The following is a 14826-nucleotide window of genomic DNA, read 5'->3' on the forward strand; positions in this document are numbered from 1 at the left end:
CATGGTGTGATGTGGATCATGCCTTCTTCATGTAGCCAAGGCGTGTGAGCCTGGCAGTGCGTTCCTGAGGTGTCTCAGGCTCCGGGGTGATGGTGAACGTCTTTCGCCCGATGAGCACCTTGTAACCCGACTTGATGAGTTGGAGCCTCTGCCCCTCCAAGTCCAAGCCGGCCCAAAGCTCTAGGAACGTCTGGCCGGTAGCCTTCTCAGACCATTGACCCTCTACTACCGGTTCTGCTGACAGCTCTGTCTCTCGTGTCCTGAGAGCGTGCATGCGGTCCTTGTACTCCTTGGGGCTGTCATCGAACTCCCCCTCGACGTAGAGGTGTCGCAGACGAGAGATCCTCTTCCTCGTTGACTCAAGTTCCCGGGTGTTGTCAGTGCCGGGCACCCACACCTTTTCAGTGACAGGGTTTGCCCCGTACCGCTGTAGGAACTCAATCTCGATGAACTCCTCTGGTTCCTCGGCACGTACCGAGACGCGACGGCACCTGTCCTCCTTGGGCCAGGCTCCACAGCTGTAGTACCGGTAGTCCACACCAGACGGAGTGTGGTGGGAAGACTTATGGATAGCCTTGCTGCCACACTCCCCGCAGTACACAACTCCATACAGTGGTGAAGTTCCGTTGACTCGACGCACCCTGGTCCGGGTACGTGCTTCAACCGCGGTCTGTAGTACCTGCCATTCATCGTTAGTGAAGATGGGGTCTGCCACCTGGACAGGCAGACCCTGGCTGTCATAGAGCACTTCCCCCTTGTGCTTCTTATGGCCAAGCAAGGCAGGATCACTAAGCAGAGACTTGATGGTTGTCTCACTCCACTGCTCCGGTACGCCTTCTGCTGCGCCCCGTCGGTGTACGGGCTTGCCCTTACGGATACGGGCCCTGTCTCTTGCGGTGTGCTCACCCTTCGCATTAAGGAACTTGGCCACGGCAAAGAAGGATTGACCGGCGACGATCTGACGTCGCATCTCGTGTAGGACAGCTGCCATTGCAGGGTCCTGCTCCAGATACGTGGCTGTCTTGCCCTCCAAGTACCGCTGTACGGGGCGGTAGCCGAACGGAGGGATGCCGCCTGTCCATCGGGTGGTGAACCTACGCCGTTCGTGACTGTCCTTTGTTCGCACCTTGATGCGCTTCAACTCCATAGCGGGCCCAAGGGCCTTGGCATGGAGGAGCAGCAGACCCGTTTCGGTGTGCATCTGCTCATTGAATCCCGGATCGTCCATGACCTGAACAATCTTGTTGTGTTCAATGGCCCAGAAGACGAACAGGAGGAAGTGTTTGTTGTCCCGCGACAACCGGTCCTGAGTTGATACCCAGAGTTCGTCCCACTTGGACAGGTTCTCGTCTGCCAGCCAAGGACCCAGTTCCTTCCTCTGGAACGGGTCAACGTCACCGGACACTGACAGGTCAACCGCGGCCCCAACAACGGTGACGCCTTCTGTCTCGGCACGACGACTTAGTTTGTCGTGCTGACTCTCGATCGAGTCTGACTTCTCGTTACGGTCATCAGAGATGCGCTCTGTGAACAGGACTCTTCTTGTCACGGCCCCTGCCCCTCCCCCGGGGACTCCCTGTCCCCTTGGTTACAAGGGTAGCCGAGTTTTGTCATTCAGTCTGGATCTGCTTGTCGACCCATGATTCGAAGCTGACGCCCGCAGGCTTGCGTTCGGTCAACGTACGCCCCTCTCGGCGGATTCGTATTCCGGGGATTCGCATTCCGGCCCTTTCACCATACCCAGGACCCCGGTAGCGCCGGCCGTGTCCACGGGGTCACGTCGCCGCCGTCGCCGGGCATCCGCGCACGGTTCAGTGCGCGTGCCCGGCGGGTGCCCCGGTCCCGCTCTCGTGCCGGTCGGCGGCACCCTGCCCCGACGCGGGCACCCGGACGGTGAAGGCCGCGGTGCGGACCTTCCCTTCGTGCTGGAAGTCGAGGAAGAGCCGGTACGTGCCCGCGCTGGGCACCGACGCCATGAAGGACACCACGGGCCCCGGCCCGCCCTCGTTCGGGTGGACGTGCAGATAGGCCAGGTCGCCGGAGCGGAGGGCGACCAGGTGCCCGTAAGCGCCGAGGTAGGGCTGCAGGTCGGTGACGGGGCGGCCGTTCCTGCTGACGGTCAGCTTCAGCTCGCCGCTCCGGCCGGCGCGGAGCCGGCCGTCGAGTGCGACGCGGTAGCCGTCCACCTCCGCGACGGCACTCGGAGTCGGCAGAGCCGCGGGACGGTAGGTGCCGGAAACGGCCAGGTCCGCGCCCAGAGTGAGGTTCTCGGCACCCTCGGCCGCGGGGGTGAAGTCGGCGAACGCCCGGTATCCACCGGCCTTGGGCAGGTCGACCGTGGTCGACCAGGTGCCGTCGGCCGCGCGGACGGGATGCAGGTGGCGGAATTCGGTGAGGTCGGTCGAGGCGAGGATGAAATGCAGTTCCTTGCCATGCTCCCGCTGATAGGCCGTGACCTTGCGGCCGGTGTCGTCCACGACGGCGAGCCTGATCGCGGTCCGGGCTCCGGCTCGCACCGTGGGCGTTTCGAGGGCCAGCGTGTAGCCACCGTCGGAGATCTGCAGCCCGGCCACACGGCCTGCCCCACCGGTCGCTCCGCCCTCCTCCCCCTCACCGTGGCCGGCGTGCTGCCCTGCGGGACGGTCCTCCGCGGCCACCAGCGGGTCGACGCCCCTGCCCACGCCGTACGCGGTCCCGAAGGTCGCGGCGAGCGCGGCGGCGAAGGCGGTGATCCTCAGTGCGTTGTTCATGACGGTGTCCTCCATCGGGTCCATCGGAAGGCAGCGCTTCCCGATGAGCCACAACATACCCCCTAGGGGTATCAAGTCAACACGGGAGTGCACCAACTATCGCCGCCTCCATGAGAAACCGGCCGGGGGCGCCGGGGAGGAAACCGGGGGGCCGTTCGACTCAGGCAGACACCATGAGTCCGCCGCGCAGCCGCTCCAGCGCGGCCTCGGGAATCCTCAGTCCGTCGCGCACGTATCCGTCGAGCCCGCCCCACCGCTCGTCCATGGCGTCCAGCGCCATGTCGACATAGCGGGGGCGGACCTCGATGATCGCGGAGGCGATCTCCGGGTCACCGCCCGCGTCCAGAAAGCCCTGTACGTACGGGGCGTAGGCGACCCGCACGACCGGATTCACCGCGAGGAACTCGGTCCGCACCACGTCCCGTTCCGCACCGAGCATCATCAGCAGCAGCGCCGCGGCCCAGCCGGTGCGGTCCTTGCCGGCCGTGCAGTGGAAGAGCACCGGGCGGGCTCGGTCGTCGGCGGCCGTCTCGACGAAGGCCCGGTACGCGGCGGCGGCCCCCGGCGAAAGCACCATCTGGCGGTAGGTCTCGGCGAACATCTCCTCCGCCTTTCCACCGCCCAGCAACTGCTCCGCCTCGACCGGGTCGGCGAGCAGCGCACGCAGCCGGGCGGGCGCCACGCCCGGGTTGTCGCCGAGCACGTCGGCGACGAAGAGCCGAGCGCCCGGAGGCAACCGGTCGGGGGCCGCCTTCCGCTCGTCGGCGGTCCGCAGATCGACGACGGTACGGATGCCGAGCTCGGCAACCGCCATGTCCCGCGCCGCGTCCAGCCCGCTGAGCTGGCCGGAGCGCAGCACGGCGCCCGGCCGGACCTGGTAGCCGGAACCCAGAGAAATGCCGCCCAGATCGCGCAGATTGACGACGGTGGATGCCGGGACGGCCCTGGCGGTCTGCACGATGAACTTCCCCTTTTCCCGACACGTATCCGAATTGATTCGACAGCTGGCCGGATCAAACGTCGCACGCGGTCGGGAATTCGACAAAGTAAAACGCCGCAGGGACGTGGATAGAGGACACCGAGGGAGGCAGCGAGAATGTGAAATCGCCAGCTCTTCTCTTCAGTTCTCCAGTTCTCTCCGGTTCCCTCCGGGTAGGAAATTCTTCTCCAGGCCGGCGGTGCGGGAGCCGGGCGCCTGCCGCGATTCCCGGTATACCGCGACCGGGAACAGTTGCCCGCGCGCGACGGGGCGGTGGTTCTCCCGGGTCCGGCCTCCTGCACGGAGACCGCTTCCGGCGCGGTGATCGCGAGGGCTTGCGGACCGACGTGTACGAGGCGTCGCCCCGCGCCGCCTGCCCGATCGCGCAGGACTGCATGTGCACAAGATATTCGAATGACTCTCGCAGCTGCAATCCATTCGGGTGACTCATGGGGCAAATACCAGCCTCACTGGAGGAAGCACCAAGGAGTGGATCCGGGTCGGCTACGCGACCGTGTGTGAAGGATCAAGTGCGCTCGGAGAGGGCAACGTCACAGACGGAGCGCCTGCTGCTCGTCCGAGACCTGACCTAGCATCTGAGCCATGACGGTCCAGCCTGCCGACGGGCTTTCGTTGGCCGCCGAATTCCCTCACCCCGCCCACGAGCAGTGGCAGAGCCTTGTAGAAGGCGTGCTGCGCAAGTCGGGCAAGGATGTTGCGGGTTCGGCCGCCGAGGAAGCACTGTCCACAACGGTGGAGGACGGGCTCATCACCCGCCCCCTCTACACCTCGCGCGACAGCGCGCCCGATGCCGGATATCCGGGCTTCGCCCCCTTCACCCGCGGCGGCAGGGCCGAGGGCAACGCGGCGGGCGGCTGGGACGTACGACAGCGGCACTCCCTGCCGGATGCCGCCCGCCTCAACGAGGCGGTGCTCGCCGATCTGGAGAACGGTGTCACCTCGTTGTGGCTGACCGTGGGCGGAGCCGGAGGCATTCCGGTGGCCGCTCTGGCGGCGGCGCTGGACGGCGTCTATCTGGATCTCGCTCCCGTGGCACTCGACGCTGGAGGTGAACTCGACGCAGCGGCAACGGAGTTGCTCCGGATCTACGCCGAGCGGGGCGTCGACGCGCAGGCCGCGCGCGGCAACCTCGGCGCCGACCCGCTCGGGCAGGCCGCCCGCAGCGGCGCCGGACCCGACCTCACGGCGGCGGTCCACTGGGCCGGGCGGTGCGCCCGGGAGTATCCCGGCCTGCGGGCGCTGACCGTCGATGCCCTGCCGTACCACGAGGCCGGCGGCTCGGCCGCCGAGGAGCTGGGTGCTTCGCTGGCGACCGGAGTCGCATATCTGCGGGCACTGACGGAGGCCGGGCTCGGCGTCGATGAGGCCTGTGCCCAGCTGGAGTTCCGGTACGCGGCGACGGCCGATCAGTTCCTGACCATCGCCAAGCTGCGGGCGGCGCGGCGGCTGTGGGCCCGGGTCGCCGAGGTGTGCGGGGCCGCCGGGGCGCAGCGCCAGCACGCGGTGACGTCGTCGGTGATGATGACGCGGCGCGACCCGTGGGTGAACATGCTGCGGACCACGCTGGCCTGCCTGGGGGCGGGGGTCGGCGGGGCCGACTCCGTCACCGTGCTGCCGTTCGATCACGCACTGGGTCTGCCGGACGCCTTCGCCCGGCGTATCGCCCGTAATACGTCGACGATCCTGCTGGAGGAGTCGCATCTGGCCCGGGTGATCGACCCGGCGGGCGGTTCCTGGTACGTGGAGCGGCTCACCGCCGAACTCGCCGACGCCGCCTGGGCGTTCTTCCAGGAGATCGAGCGCTCGGGCGGCCAGGCGGCCGCCCTGCGCTCGGGAATGATCGGGGAACGGCTCGCGTCGACCTGGGCGGCCCGCAGCAGGGATCTGGCCCGGCGCAAGGAGCCGGTCACCGGGGTCAGTGAGTTCCCGCAGCCGGCGGAGCGCCCGGTGGAGCGCGAGGCGGCCCCCGCCGACGTGTCCGCCACGGCGCCGGGCGGTCTGCCCCGGGTCCGTCGTGACGAGGCGTTCGAGGCGCTGCGCGCCCGGTCGGACGCCCATCTCGCGGCGACCGGACAGCGTCCGCGGGTGTTCCTCGCCGCGCTCGGCCCGGCCGCGGCGCACACCGCGCGGGCGTCGTTCGCCTCGAACCTGTTCCAGGCGGGCGGGATCGAGCCGGTCCACGACCCGGTCCCGGTCGACGCCGCGACGGCCGCCGACGCGTTCAAGGCGAGTGGGGCCACCGTGGCGTGCCTCTGTTCCAGCGACGCGCTCTACGCCGAGCAGGCCGGGGCGGTCGCCGAGGCCCTGGGCTCGGCGGGCGCGCTGCGGGTGTTCCTCGCCGGCCGGCCCGGCGGGTACACCGGCGTCGACGAGTACGTCTTCGCGGGCTCCGATGTGGTGGCTGTGCTCACTTCCGTCCTCGACCGTATGGGTGTGGCGTAATGCGTATCCCTGACTTCTCCGACATCGGGCTCGGACCGGGCGGCGCCGCCGAGGTGTCCGAGGACCAGTGGCGCGATTCCGTGAAGGAGTCCTCCGGCAGTTCCGACGACGATCTGCTGTGGGAGACCCCGGAAGGCATCACGGTCAAGCCGCTGTACACCGGCCGTGACCTGGAGGGGCTCGATTTCCTCGGTACGTATCCGGGCATCGCCCCGTATCTGCGGGGCCCGTACCCGACGATGTACGTCAACCAGCCCTGGACGATCCGGCAGTACGCCGGGTTCTCCACCGCCGAGGAGTCCAACGCCTTCTACCGCCGCAACCTCGCGGCCGGGCAGAAGGGCCTCTCCGTCGCCTTCGACCTGCCGACCCACCGCGGCTACGACAGCGACCATCCGCGGGTGACCGGCGACGTCGGCATGGCGGGTGTGGCGATCGACTCGATCTACGACATGCGCCGGCTCTTCGACGGCATCCCGCTGGACCGGATGTCGGTGTCGATGACGATGAACGGCGCGGTGCTCCCCGTACTCGCGCTGTACATCGTCGCCGCCGAGGAACAGGGCGTGCCGCCCGAGAAGCTGGCCGGGACCATTCAGAACGACATTCTGAAGGAGTTCATGGTCCGCAACACGTACATCTATCCGCCGAAGCCCTCGATGCGGATCATCTCCGACATCTTCGCGTACACCTCGCAGAAGATGCCGCGCTACAACTCGATCTCCATCTCCGGCTATCACATCCAGGAGGCGGGGGCGACCGCCGATCTGGAGCTGGCGTACACCCTGGCGGACGGGGTGGAGTATCTGCGGGCCGGGCGGGACGCCGGTCTCGACGTGGACGCGTTCGCGCCGCGGCTGTCGTTCTTCTGGGCGATCGGCATGAACTTCTTCATGGAGATCGCGAAGTTGCGGGCGGCCCGCCTGCTGTGGGCCAAGCTGGTCCGGGAGTTCGAACCGAAGAACGCCAAGTCGCTGTCCCTGCGCACCCATTCGCAGACGTCCGGGTGGTCGCTGACCGCGCAGGACGTGTTCAACAACGTCACCCGGACCTGCGTGGAGGCGATGGCTGCCACCCAGGGCCACACCCAGTCGCTGCACACCAACGCGCTCGACGAGGCGCTCGCCCTGCCGACGGACTTCTCGGCGCGCATCGCCCGGAACACCCAGCTGCTGCTTCAGCAGGAGTCGGGCACCGGCCGGGTCATCGACCCGTGGGGCGGCAGTGCGTACGTGGAAAAGCTGACGTACGACCTGGCGCGGCGGGCGTGGCAGCACATCGAGGAGGTCGAGGCGGCGGGCGGTATGGCGCGGGCCATCGACGCGGGCATCCCCAAGCTCCGGGTCGAGGAGGCCGCGGCCCGTACGCAGGCGCGGATCGACTCCGGGCGCCAGCCGGTGATCGGGGTCAACAAGTACCGGGTGGAGACCGACGAGCAGATCGATGTGCTCAAGGTCGACAACTCCTCGGTGCGCACCCAGCAGATCGAGAGGCTGCGCCGGCTGCGCGAGGAGCGCGACGAGTCGGCCTGCCAGGAGGCTCTGCGCGCGCTGACCGTGGCGGCCGGGCAAAACCCCGGACCCGGCCTCGAAGGCAATCTGCTGGCACTCGCCGTCGACGCGGCACGTGCGATGGCGACCGTGGGCGAGATCTCGGACGCCTTGGAGAAGGTGTACGGGAGGCACGCGGGCCAGATCCGTACGATCTCCGGTGTGTACCGCAACGAAGCAGGTGAATCCCCCTCCGTGGACCGTACCCGGGCACTGGTGGAACGGTTCGAGGAGGCCGAGGGGCGGCGGCCGCGCATCCTGGTCGCCAAGATGGGGCAGGACGGCCACGACCGCGGCCAGAAGGTGATCTCGACGGCCTTCGCCGACCTGGGCTTCGACGTCGACGTCGGCCCGCTGTTCCAGACGCCCGCCGAGGTGGCGCGGCAGGCGGTGGAGGCGGATGTGCACATCGTGGGCGTCTCCTCGCTGGCCGCCGGGCACCTCACCCTCGTCCCGGCGCTCCGCGAGGAGCTCGCCGCCGAGGGCCGCGACGACATCATGATCGTGGTGGGCGGGGTGATTCCGCCGCAGGACGTCCAGGCGCTGCACGAGGCGGGGGCGGCGGCCGTGTTCCCGCCCGGCACCGTGATCCCGGATGCCGCGTACGACCTGGTGACGCGGCTCGGTGCCGTGCTCGGCCACGAGCTGTGAGCCGCTGAACCGATGGCTCCGAAGATCGACATCGACAGCTACGCGAAGGGTGTGCTCGACGGAAAGCGGGCGTACATCGCGCGCGCCATCACTCTCGTCGAGTCCACCCGCCCCGATCACCGGTCGCTGGCCCAGCAGTTGCTGCGCGAGCTGCTGCCGCGCTCCGGCCGGGCCCGGCGCATCGGCATCAGCGGCGTGCCCGGGGTCGGGAAGTCCACGTTCATCGACGCCCTCGGCACGATGCTCACCGGGCTCGGCCACCGGGTCGCGGTGCTGGCCGTCGATCCCTCCTCCAGCCGTACCGGCGGCTCCATCCTGGGCGACAAGACCAGGATGGAGCGCCTCGCGGTGGACCCCGCCGCGTTCGTACGTCCCTCCCCCACGGCGGGGACGCTCGGCGGGGTCGCCAAGGCGACCCGGGAGTCCATCGTGGTGATGGAGGCCGCGGGGTACGACGTGGTGCTGGTGGAGACGGTCGGCGTCGGTCAGTCGGAGACGGCGGTCGCCCATATGGTCGACACGTTCCTGCTGCTGACACTGGCCCGTACCGGCGATCAGCTTCAGGGCATCAAGAAGGGCGTCCTGGAGCTGGCGGACGCCATCGCCGTCAACAAGGCGGACGGTCCGCACGAGCGCGACGCGCGCGCGGCCGCCCGCGAACTGGCGGGCGCGCTGCGGCTGATGCACCCGGTGGACGCGGCGTGGACACCTCCGGTCCTCACCTGCAGCGCCCGGGAGTCGACCGGCCTCGACACACTGTGGGAGCGGCTGGAGCAGCACCGTGCGCTGCTCGAATCGACCGGGCGGCTCGCGGCGAAGCGGCGTGCCCAGCAGGTCGACTGGACCTGGACGATGGTGCGGGACGAGCTGCTGGAGAGTCTGCTGGCCCATCCGGAGGTGCGCGCACTCACCCCGGGTCTGGAACAGCGGGTACGGGACGGCGAGTTGACGGCCACGCTGGCGGCCGAGCAGATCCTGGGCGCGTTCCGGGGCACGGTCGCGGTGGCGGAGGCCGGTGACGCCGCGGGCTGACGGGTGACGGCAGTCCGGCGGCCGGCTCCGGCTACAGATCGAGCTGGTATCGAGCGACTTGTGCGTCGGCTCGTAGCCGAGCGCGTCGTTGACGCGCTCGCCGACCAGGCCGGTCTGAGTCTCGCCCGGCTCGCGGTCGCCTGGGTGCTGCAGAATCCCAACGTCTCCGCCGCGATCACCGGGGCCTCCCGGCCCGACCAGGCGACGGAGAACGTCGGGCGGCGGGTGTGACACTCGACGCGGAGCCGCTGAAGAGCATCGACGACATCCTTGAGCCGGTGGCGGAACGGGACCCGGGGCTGACGGTCGGGCACGAGGGCAACGGCTGATGCGGCCGGCCGGGAGTGCGCGCACGGGCCACGCCGCCCCGGAGCGGATGACCGTCCCGATGCCTTCGGTCATGGCGTATCCCGCGTCCTGCCGAGCGGTTACGGGTCAGGTGCCGGTGTGCAGCGAGGCGGTGTGCTGGCGGACCTGTGCCGGGGTGAGGTAGGAGTCCGTGTACTCGAAGTCACGGAGCTTGGCCGGATTCCGGGCCTGGAAACCGGTGCGTACGAAGTCGTCGCCCGCGACGGCGTTGAGCATCCAGTTGGTCATCACCCGCACCTTGGCCACATTGGTGCGCAGCGCCGACCAGTGGTAGCCGCGGGCGACGGCCTGGGCGGCGATTCCGTGCATTTCGAAACCGACCGGCTTGGAGACCGCGTCCTTGCCGCCGAGGTCCACGACCAGGCCGAGGTCCTTGTGGACGTACGGCTTCAGCGGCTGGTGCCGCAGCGTGGCGATGAGGTTGTCGGCGAGCCTGCGGCCCTGGCGCGTGGCGTGCTGCGCGGTGGGCGGACAGACCGCCCCGCCGCCCCTGCTCAGGTCCGGTACGGCCGCGGCGTCACCGAGCGCGAAGATGCCGTCGAAGCCCGGCAGGACCATCTCGGGCGTCACGGCCAGCCGGCCGCGTACCGTCTCCGCGTCGAAGGTGGAGACCAGCGGGCTCGCGGCGACTCCCGCCGTCCAGATCAGGGTGCGGCAGGGCACGACCCGGCCGTCGGTGAAGGTCACCTTCTCCGGTCCGGCCTCGGCGACGGAGACCCCGAGCGACACCTCGATGCCGCGTCCGCGCAGCACCTCCAGGGCGCTCCGGCCGAGTTTGTCCCCGAGTTCCGGCATCAGCTTCGGGGCGATATCGATGAGATGCCACTTGATCAGCTTCGGGTCGAGCCGCGGGTACTGCCTGAGCGCGTTCGTGGTGAGGCGCTGCAGACAGGCGGCCGTCTCTGTGCCGGCGTAGCCACCGCCGACGACCACGAACTGCAGGCGCGAGGCCCGCTCGTTCTCGTCGTGGCTGGCGTCCGCGAGATCGAGCTGCGCGATCACATGGTCTCGTACGAACGCCGCCTCGGCGAGGGTCTTCATGCCACAGGCGTGGTCGAGCAGGCCGGGGATGTCGAAAGTACGGGTGACGCTCCCGGGGCTGAGGACCAGGTAGTCGTACGGCTCGTAGACGACCTCGTCGGTGATCTTCCGAATGATGCAGATCTTCGCCTTGGGGTCCACTCCGATGGAGCCGCCCGGGATGATCCGGGTGCGGTGCTTGCGGCTGCGGCGCAGCGACACCGCGACCGACTGCGGGGTGAGGACTCCTGCCGCCACCTGGGGCAGCAGGGGCAGATAGAGCTGGTACGAGAACGGGGCGACGAGCGCGATCTCCGCCTCGCCCGGGATGAGCCCGCGCTCCAGACGGCGTACGCATTCCACCCCCGCGAATCCGGCGCCGACAACGAGAATCCTGGGTCGTGCCACGGTATTCGTCCCTTCTCGGGCCTGCACGGTCGTCCGTTCGCCTGCCCCGTCGCACGCGCCCGTCATTTCTCATCTTCACGAGCCGCGTGCGACTTCGCCTGCTGAGGACGGCGGACGGACGACGTGACCGGGGTCAGCGCACCAGGAGCGTGACGGCCGTACAGGCGCCGCCGACCGCGCCGACGAGCACGACACCGGCGGCTGCACAGCGCGCCCGCAGTCTGCGATAGCGCGCGTCGTATTCATCGCGCAGTTCGGCGGCGCGGTCACAGATCCGGCAGAGCATGGCCCGCGACGCGGCGACATGGTCCGCGGCGTAGACCCGCTGCACGTCCTCGCGCTGTGCCGTGGTGAGCCAGGGCAACTCGTCGGTGAAGCGGCCCGCCCGCCGTCGTGCCTCCTCGACCTCGGCGTTCCACAGCAGATAGCCCTCCAGTTGTGCCAGGCCGCGGGCAGTGTCCTTGTCGGGGTCCACACGCTCCTCCTCTCCGGGTACCGCTGTGCTCACTGCTGGTCACGGTGGACGGCTTCGTCGAGAGCTCGCACCGTGGGATGGTGCAGGTCGAACGCCGGGGATTCGGAACGGATCCGCGGCAGGGTGAGGAAGTTGTGCCGCGGCGGCGGGCAGGACGTCGCCCACTCCAGCGAACGGCCGTAGCCCCACGGGTCGTCGACCCCGACGTTCTTGCCGTACCTGGCGGTCTTCCACACGTTGTAGAAGAACGGCAGCATCGACAGGCCGAGCAGGAACGAGGAGATCGTCGAGATCGTGTTCAGCGCGGTGAAGCCGTCGGCGGCGAGGTAGTCCGCGTAGCGGCGCGGCATGCCCTCGACACCGAGCCAGTGCTGCACCAGGAACGTTCCGTGGAAGCCCACGAACAGCGTCCAGAACGTGATCTTGCCGAGCCGCTCGTCCAGCATCTTGCCCGTGAACTTCGGCCACCAGAAGTGGAATCCCGCGAACATCGCGAAGACCACGGTGCCGAAGACGACGTAGTGGAAGTGCGCGACGACGAAGTACGAGTCCGAGACGTGGAAGTCCAGCGGGGGCGACGCAAGGATCACACCGGACAGACCGCCGAAGAGGAAGGTGACCAGGAAGCCGATCGACCAGAGCATCGGCGTCTCGAAGGACAACGATCCCTTCCACATCGTGCCGATCCAGTTGAAGAACTTCACCCCGGTGGGCACCGCGATGAGGAAGGACATGAACGAGAAGAACGGCAACAGCACACCGCCGGTGACGAACATGTGGTGCGCCCACACGGTCACCGAGAGGCCTGCGATGGCGATCGTCGCCCCGATCAGACCGAGGTAGCCGAAGACCGGCTTGCGACTGAAGACCGGAAGGATCTCGGTGACGATCCCGAAGAACGGCAGAGCGATGATGTACACCTCCGGGTGGCCGAAGAACCAGAAGAGGTGCTGCCAGAGCAGCGCGCCGCCGTTGGCCGGGGCGAAGACGTGCGCACCGAACTTGCGGTCCGCCTCCAGCACCAGCAGGGCCGCCGCGAGAACCGGGAAGGCCAGCAGGACGAGCACAGCGGTCAGCAGGACGTTCCAGACGAAGATCGGCATGCGGAACATCGTCATGCCGGGGGCGCGCATGCAGATGATCGTGGTGATGAAGTTGACCGAGCCGAGGATCGTGCCGAAGCCGGAGAAGGCCAGGCCCATGATCCACATGTCGCTGCCGATGCCCGGCGAGCGGACCGCGTCGGTCAGCGGGGAGTAGGCGAACCAGCCGAAGTCGGCCGCACCCTGAGGGGTGACGAAGCCGGCCACGACGATGAGCGAGCCGAAGAGGTACAGCCAGTACGCGAACATGTTCAGCCGCGGGAACGCCACATCGGGCGCGCCGATCTGCAGCGGCATGATCCAGTTCGTGAAGCCCGCGAACAGCGGGGTGGCGAACATCAGCAGCATGATCGTGCCGTGGATCGTGAACGCCTGGTTGAACTGCTCGGGCGAAATGATCTGGATACCGGGACGGGCCAGCTCCGCGCGCATGACCAATGCCAGCACACCACCGACGACGAAGAAGGCGAACGACGTGACGAGGTAGAGCGTGCCGATCGTCTTGTGGTCCGTGGTGGTCAGCCACTTGATGACGACGTTGCCCGGTTGCCCGGCGCGAACCGGAATCTCGTTCGCGTACGTCTCCTCTTCGTCGGCTGCCCCTGTTGTGCCCGTCGTCGTCACTGGGACGCTCCTTCGATTGTCATTCGCGGGTGGACCGCGCACCCGCCAGGGCGCCGCCTCCACCGGCCGGCCGACCGGCCGCTCCCGCGCGCGTCACGCCAGATTCCAGGTGCAGCAAATCAGCCGCGGGGCCGCTCTGTGCGGCCCTGCGCCCGCCGTCGCGTGACTTTCACTCGTCAGGGCGCCCTCCGGTCCGGGCCCCAGCTCCGCACGCCCCCGCTCACCTTCGCGCGCTCCCGACGCGGGATTCGGCGGGGGTGACGGACGACGTCATAGTCCGCGGCGCGGGATGCGGAGTTCTCCCGCTCAACCGGCCACGACCGCGCGCCGGTTCACTCCACCGGTTCGCCGCGGCGCCTCGAGGCAACCCGAACTGCCGCACCGGGCAAAGTTGTTACCGGAGAGGGCGGTGAACGCCCGGACCGGTGACCGGTCCGGGCGCCCCGGCGTGCCTCAGACCAGCCCGCCCGTCGCGCGCACGTTCTGGCCGGTGATCCACCGGCCGTCGTGGCCGGCCAGGAAGGCAACCACATCGGCCACGTCCGCGGGTTCGCCCAGTCGGCCGAGGGGGGTCGTACCGGCGACTGCTGCGAGCGCCTCCGGCGGATTGGTGCCGCGCAGCAGCTCGGTGTCGGTCGCGCCGGGCGAGACGGTGTTGACCGTGATCCCGCGTGCTCCGAGTTCGCGGGCGGCGATGGCGGTGAGCTGCTCGACGGCACCCTTGCTGGCGGCGTACGCGGAGATGCCGGGGCCCGGCCGCACGGTGTTCGCGGTGGAGATGTTCACGATGCGGCCGCCGTCCCGCATCCGCACAGCCGCGTGACGGATCGTCATGAAGACCGCTCTGGTGTTGACCGCCATCACCTTGTCGAACACCTCCGGGTCGGTGTCCGCGATGAGGGCCGGGGGGAGACACAGTGCGGCGTTGTTGACCAGGATGTCGAATCCGTCCAGCCGCTCCTCGGCGGCTTCCATCAGCTGCCGGGCCCCGTCCGGGTCCGCGAGGTCGAGACGGATGGCCATGGCCGTACCGCCGTTGTCCCGCACCGTGCGGACGACCTCCTCGGCCGCTTCGTCGCTGGTGGCGTAGTTGAAGACCACGTGCGCCCCGTCGCGGCACAGGCGCTCGACGATCGCGCGGCCGATACCCCGCGATCCTCCGGTGACCACCGCGTTCTTTCCTGCCGGCACGGTCTCTCCCCCTCGACGAGCAGTTGATCCGGTCATTCGAACCTACCGGGGCGGCGGCTCGTCGTACGCGATTACGCGGAGAACGAACCGCCGCGTACGCGACAGCGAAGGCGCTCGTCCGGCGCCGGACGAGCGCCTTCGGCCGTTCCGGCCCCCAACACGCGACCGCCCCGGCCGGGCGTGATGCCGGCCGGGGCGGAAGGGGCGAGAG

The 14826-nt window shown here is 68.8% G+C and carries 11 protein-coding genes; 4 read left to right on the forward strand and 7 right to left on the reverse strand.

Annotated elements, in window-relative coordinates; translation table 11 throughout:
* Positions 1–16: 16 nt before the first annotated feature.
* The 3 genes from OG936_RS01050 to OG936_RS01060 all read right to left on the reverse strand — a co-directional run bounded on the left by OG936_RS01050 (position 17) and on the right by OG936_RS01060 (position 3708).
* Positions 17–1549 carry a recombinase family protein gene (locus tag OG936_RS01050; protein ID WP_406491840.1) on the reverse strand — a complete coding sequence of 511 codons (1533 nt, stop codon included), beginning with the start codon at positions 1547–1549 and terminating at the stop codon, positions 17–19.
* A gap of 262 nt (positions 1550–1811) precedes the next feature.
* Positions 1812–2750 (reverse strand): hypothetical protein, encoded by a 939-nt coding sequence (locus OG936_RS01055; RefSeq protein ID WP_406491842.1) that lies wholly within the window; start codon positions 2748–2750, stop codon positions 1812–1814.
* Between the two features lie 160 nt (positions 2751–2910).
* Positions 2911–3708: a tyrosine-protein phosphatase gene (locus tag OG936_RS01060; RefSeq protein WP_406491844.1), complete on the reverse strand. Its 798-nt coding sequence runs from the start codon at positions 3706–3708 to the stop codon at positions 2911–2913.
* 624 nt (positions 3709–4332) lie between these two features.
* Here OG936_RS01060 and mutA point away from each other — a divergent pair.
* The 4 genes from mutA to OG936_RS01080 are packed head-to-tail and all read left to right on the forward strand — an operon-like array spanning position 4333 to position 9656.
* Positions 4333–6192, forward strand: coding sequence for a methylmalonyl-CoA mutase small subunit (mutA, locus tag OG936_RS01065; RefSeq protein WP_406491845.1), 1860 nt, complete (start codon positions 4333–4335; stop codon positions 6190–6192).
* Entirely contained in the window at positions 6192–8393 is a 2202-nt protein-coding gene (gene scpA, locus OG936_RS01070) for a methylmalonyl-CoA mutase (RefSeq protein ID WP_406491847.1), read from the forward strand. Before mutA ends, scpA begins: the two co-directional genes overlap by 1 nt.
* 12 nt (positions 8394–8405) lie before the next feature.
* Entirely contained in the window at positions 8406–9425 is a 1020-nt protein-coding gene (gene meaB / locus OG936_RS01075) for a methylmalonyl Co-A mutase-associated GTPase MeaB (RefSeq protein ID WP_406491848.1), read from the forward strand.
* 60 nt (positions 9426–9485) lie between these two features.
* Entirely contained in the window at positions 9486–9656 is a 171-nt protein-coding gene (locus OG936_RS01080; protein WP_406491849.1) for an aldo/keto reductase, read from the forward strand.
* Positions 9657–9860: 204 nt separating this feature from the next.
* Here OG936_RS01080 and OG936_RS01085 read toward each other — a convergent pair whose 3' ends face one another.
* The 4 genes from OG936_RS01085 to OG936_RS01100 form a co-directional block, all read right to left on the reverse strand.
* A complete protein-coding gene (locus OG936_RS01085; RefSeq protein ID WP_406491851.1) occupies positions 9861–11222 on the reverse strand; it encodes an NAD(P)/FAD-dependent oxidoreductase in 1362 nt (453 codons plus the stop codon).
* 133 nt (positions 11223–11355) lie between these two features.
* Positions 11356–11697, reverse strand: coding sequence for a hypothetical protein (locus OG936_RS01090; protein ID WP_406500288.1), 342 nt, complete (start codon positions 11695–11697; stop codon positions 11356–11358).
* A 29-nt stretch (positions 11698–11726) separates the two neighbouring features.
* Complete coding sequence (gene ctaD, locus OG936_RS01095; RefSeq protein ID WP_406491853.1) at positions 11727–13424, reverse strand: cytochrome c oxidase subunit I; 1698 nt, start codon at positions 13422–13424, stop codon at positions 11727–11729.
* A gap of 453 nt (positions 13425–13877) precedes the next feature.
* The gene (locus OG936_RS01100; protein WP_406491855.1) at positions 13878–14651 is read right to left on the reverse strand and encodes a glucose 1-dehydrogenase; all 774 of its coding nucleotides are present in this window, start codon (positions 14649–14651) and stop codon (positions 13878–13880) included.
* Positions 14652–14826: the final 175 nt, after the last annotated feature.

The sequence above is a fragment of the Streptomyces sp. NBC_00846 genome (assembly GCF_045207325.1).
Taxonomy (GTDB): Bacteria; Actinomycetota; Actinomycetes; order Streptomycetales; family Streptomycetaceae; genus Streptomyces.

Bases quoted from the DNA above. Each gene is read 5' to 3' on its own strand.
- OG936_RS01055 (WP_406491842.1), bottom strand. From the start codon at position 2,750: ATGAACAACGCACTGAGGATCACCGCCTTCGCCGCCGCGCTCGCCGCG.
- mutA (WP_406491845.1), top strand. From the start codon at position 4,333: ATGACGGTCCAGCCTGCCGACGGGCTTTCGTTGGCCGCCGAATTCCCT.
- scpA (WP_406491847.1), top strand. From the start codon at position 6,192: ATGCGTATCCCTGACTTCTCCGACATCGGGCTCGGACCGGGCGGCGCC.
- meaB (WP_406491848.1), top strand. From the start codon at position 8,406: ATGGCTCCGAAGATCGACATCGACAGCTACGCGAAGGGTGTGCTCGAC.
- OG936_RS01100 (WP_406491855.1), bottom strand. From the start codon at position 14,651: ATGACCGGATCAACTGCTCGTCGAGGGGGAGAGACCGTGCCGGCAGGA.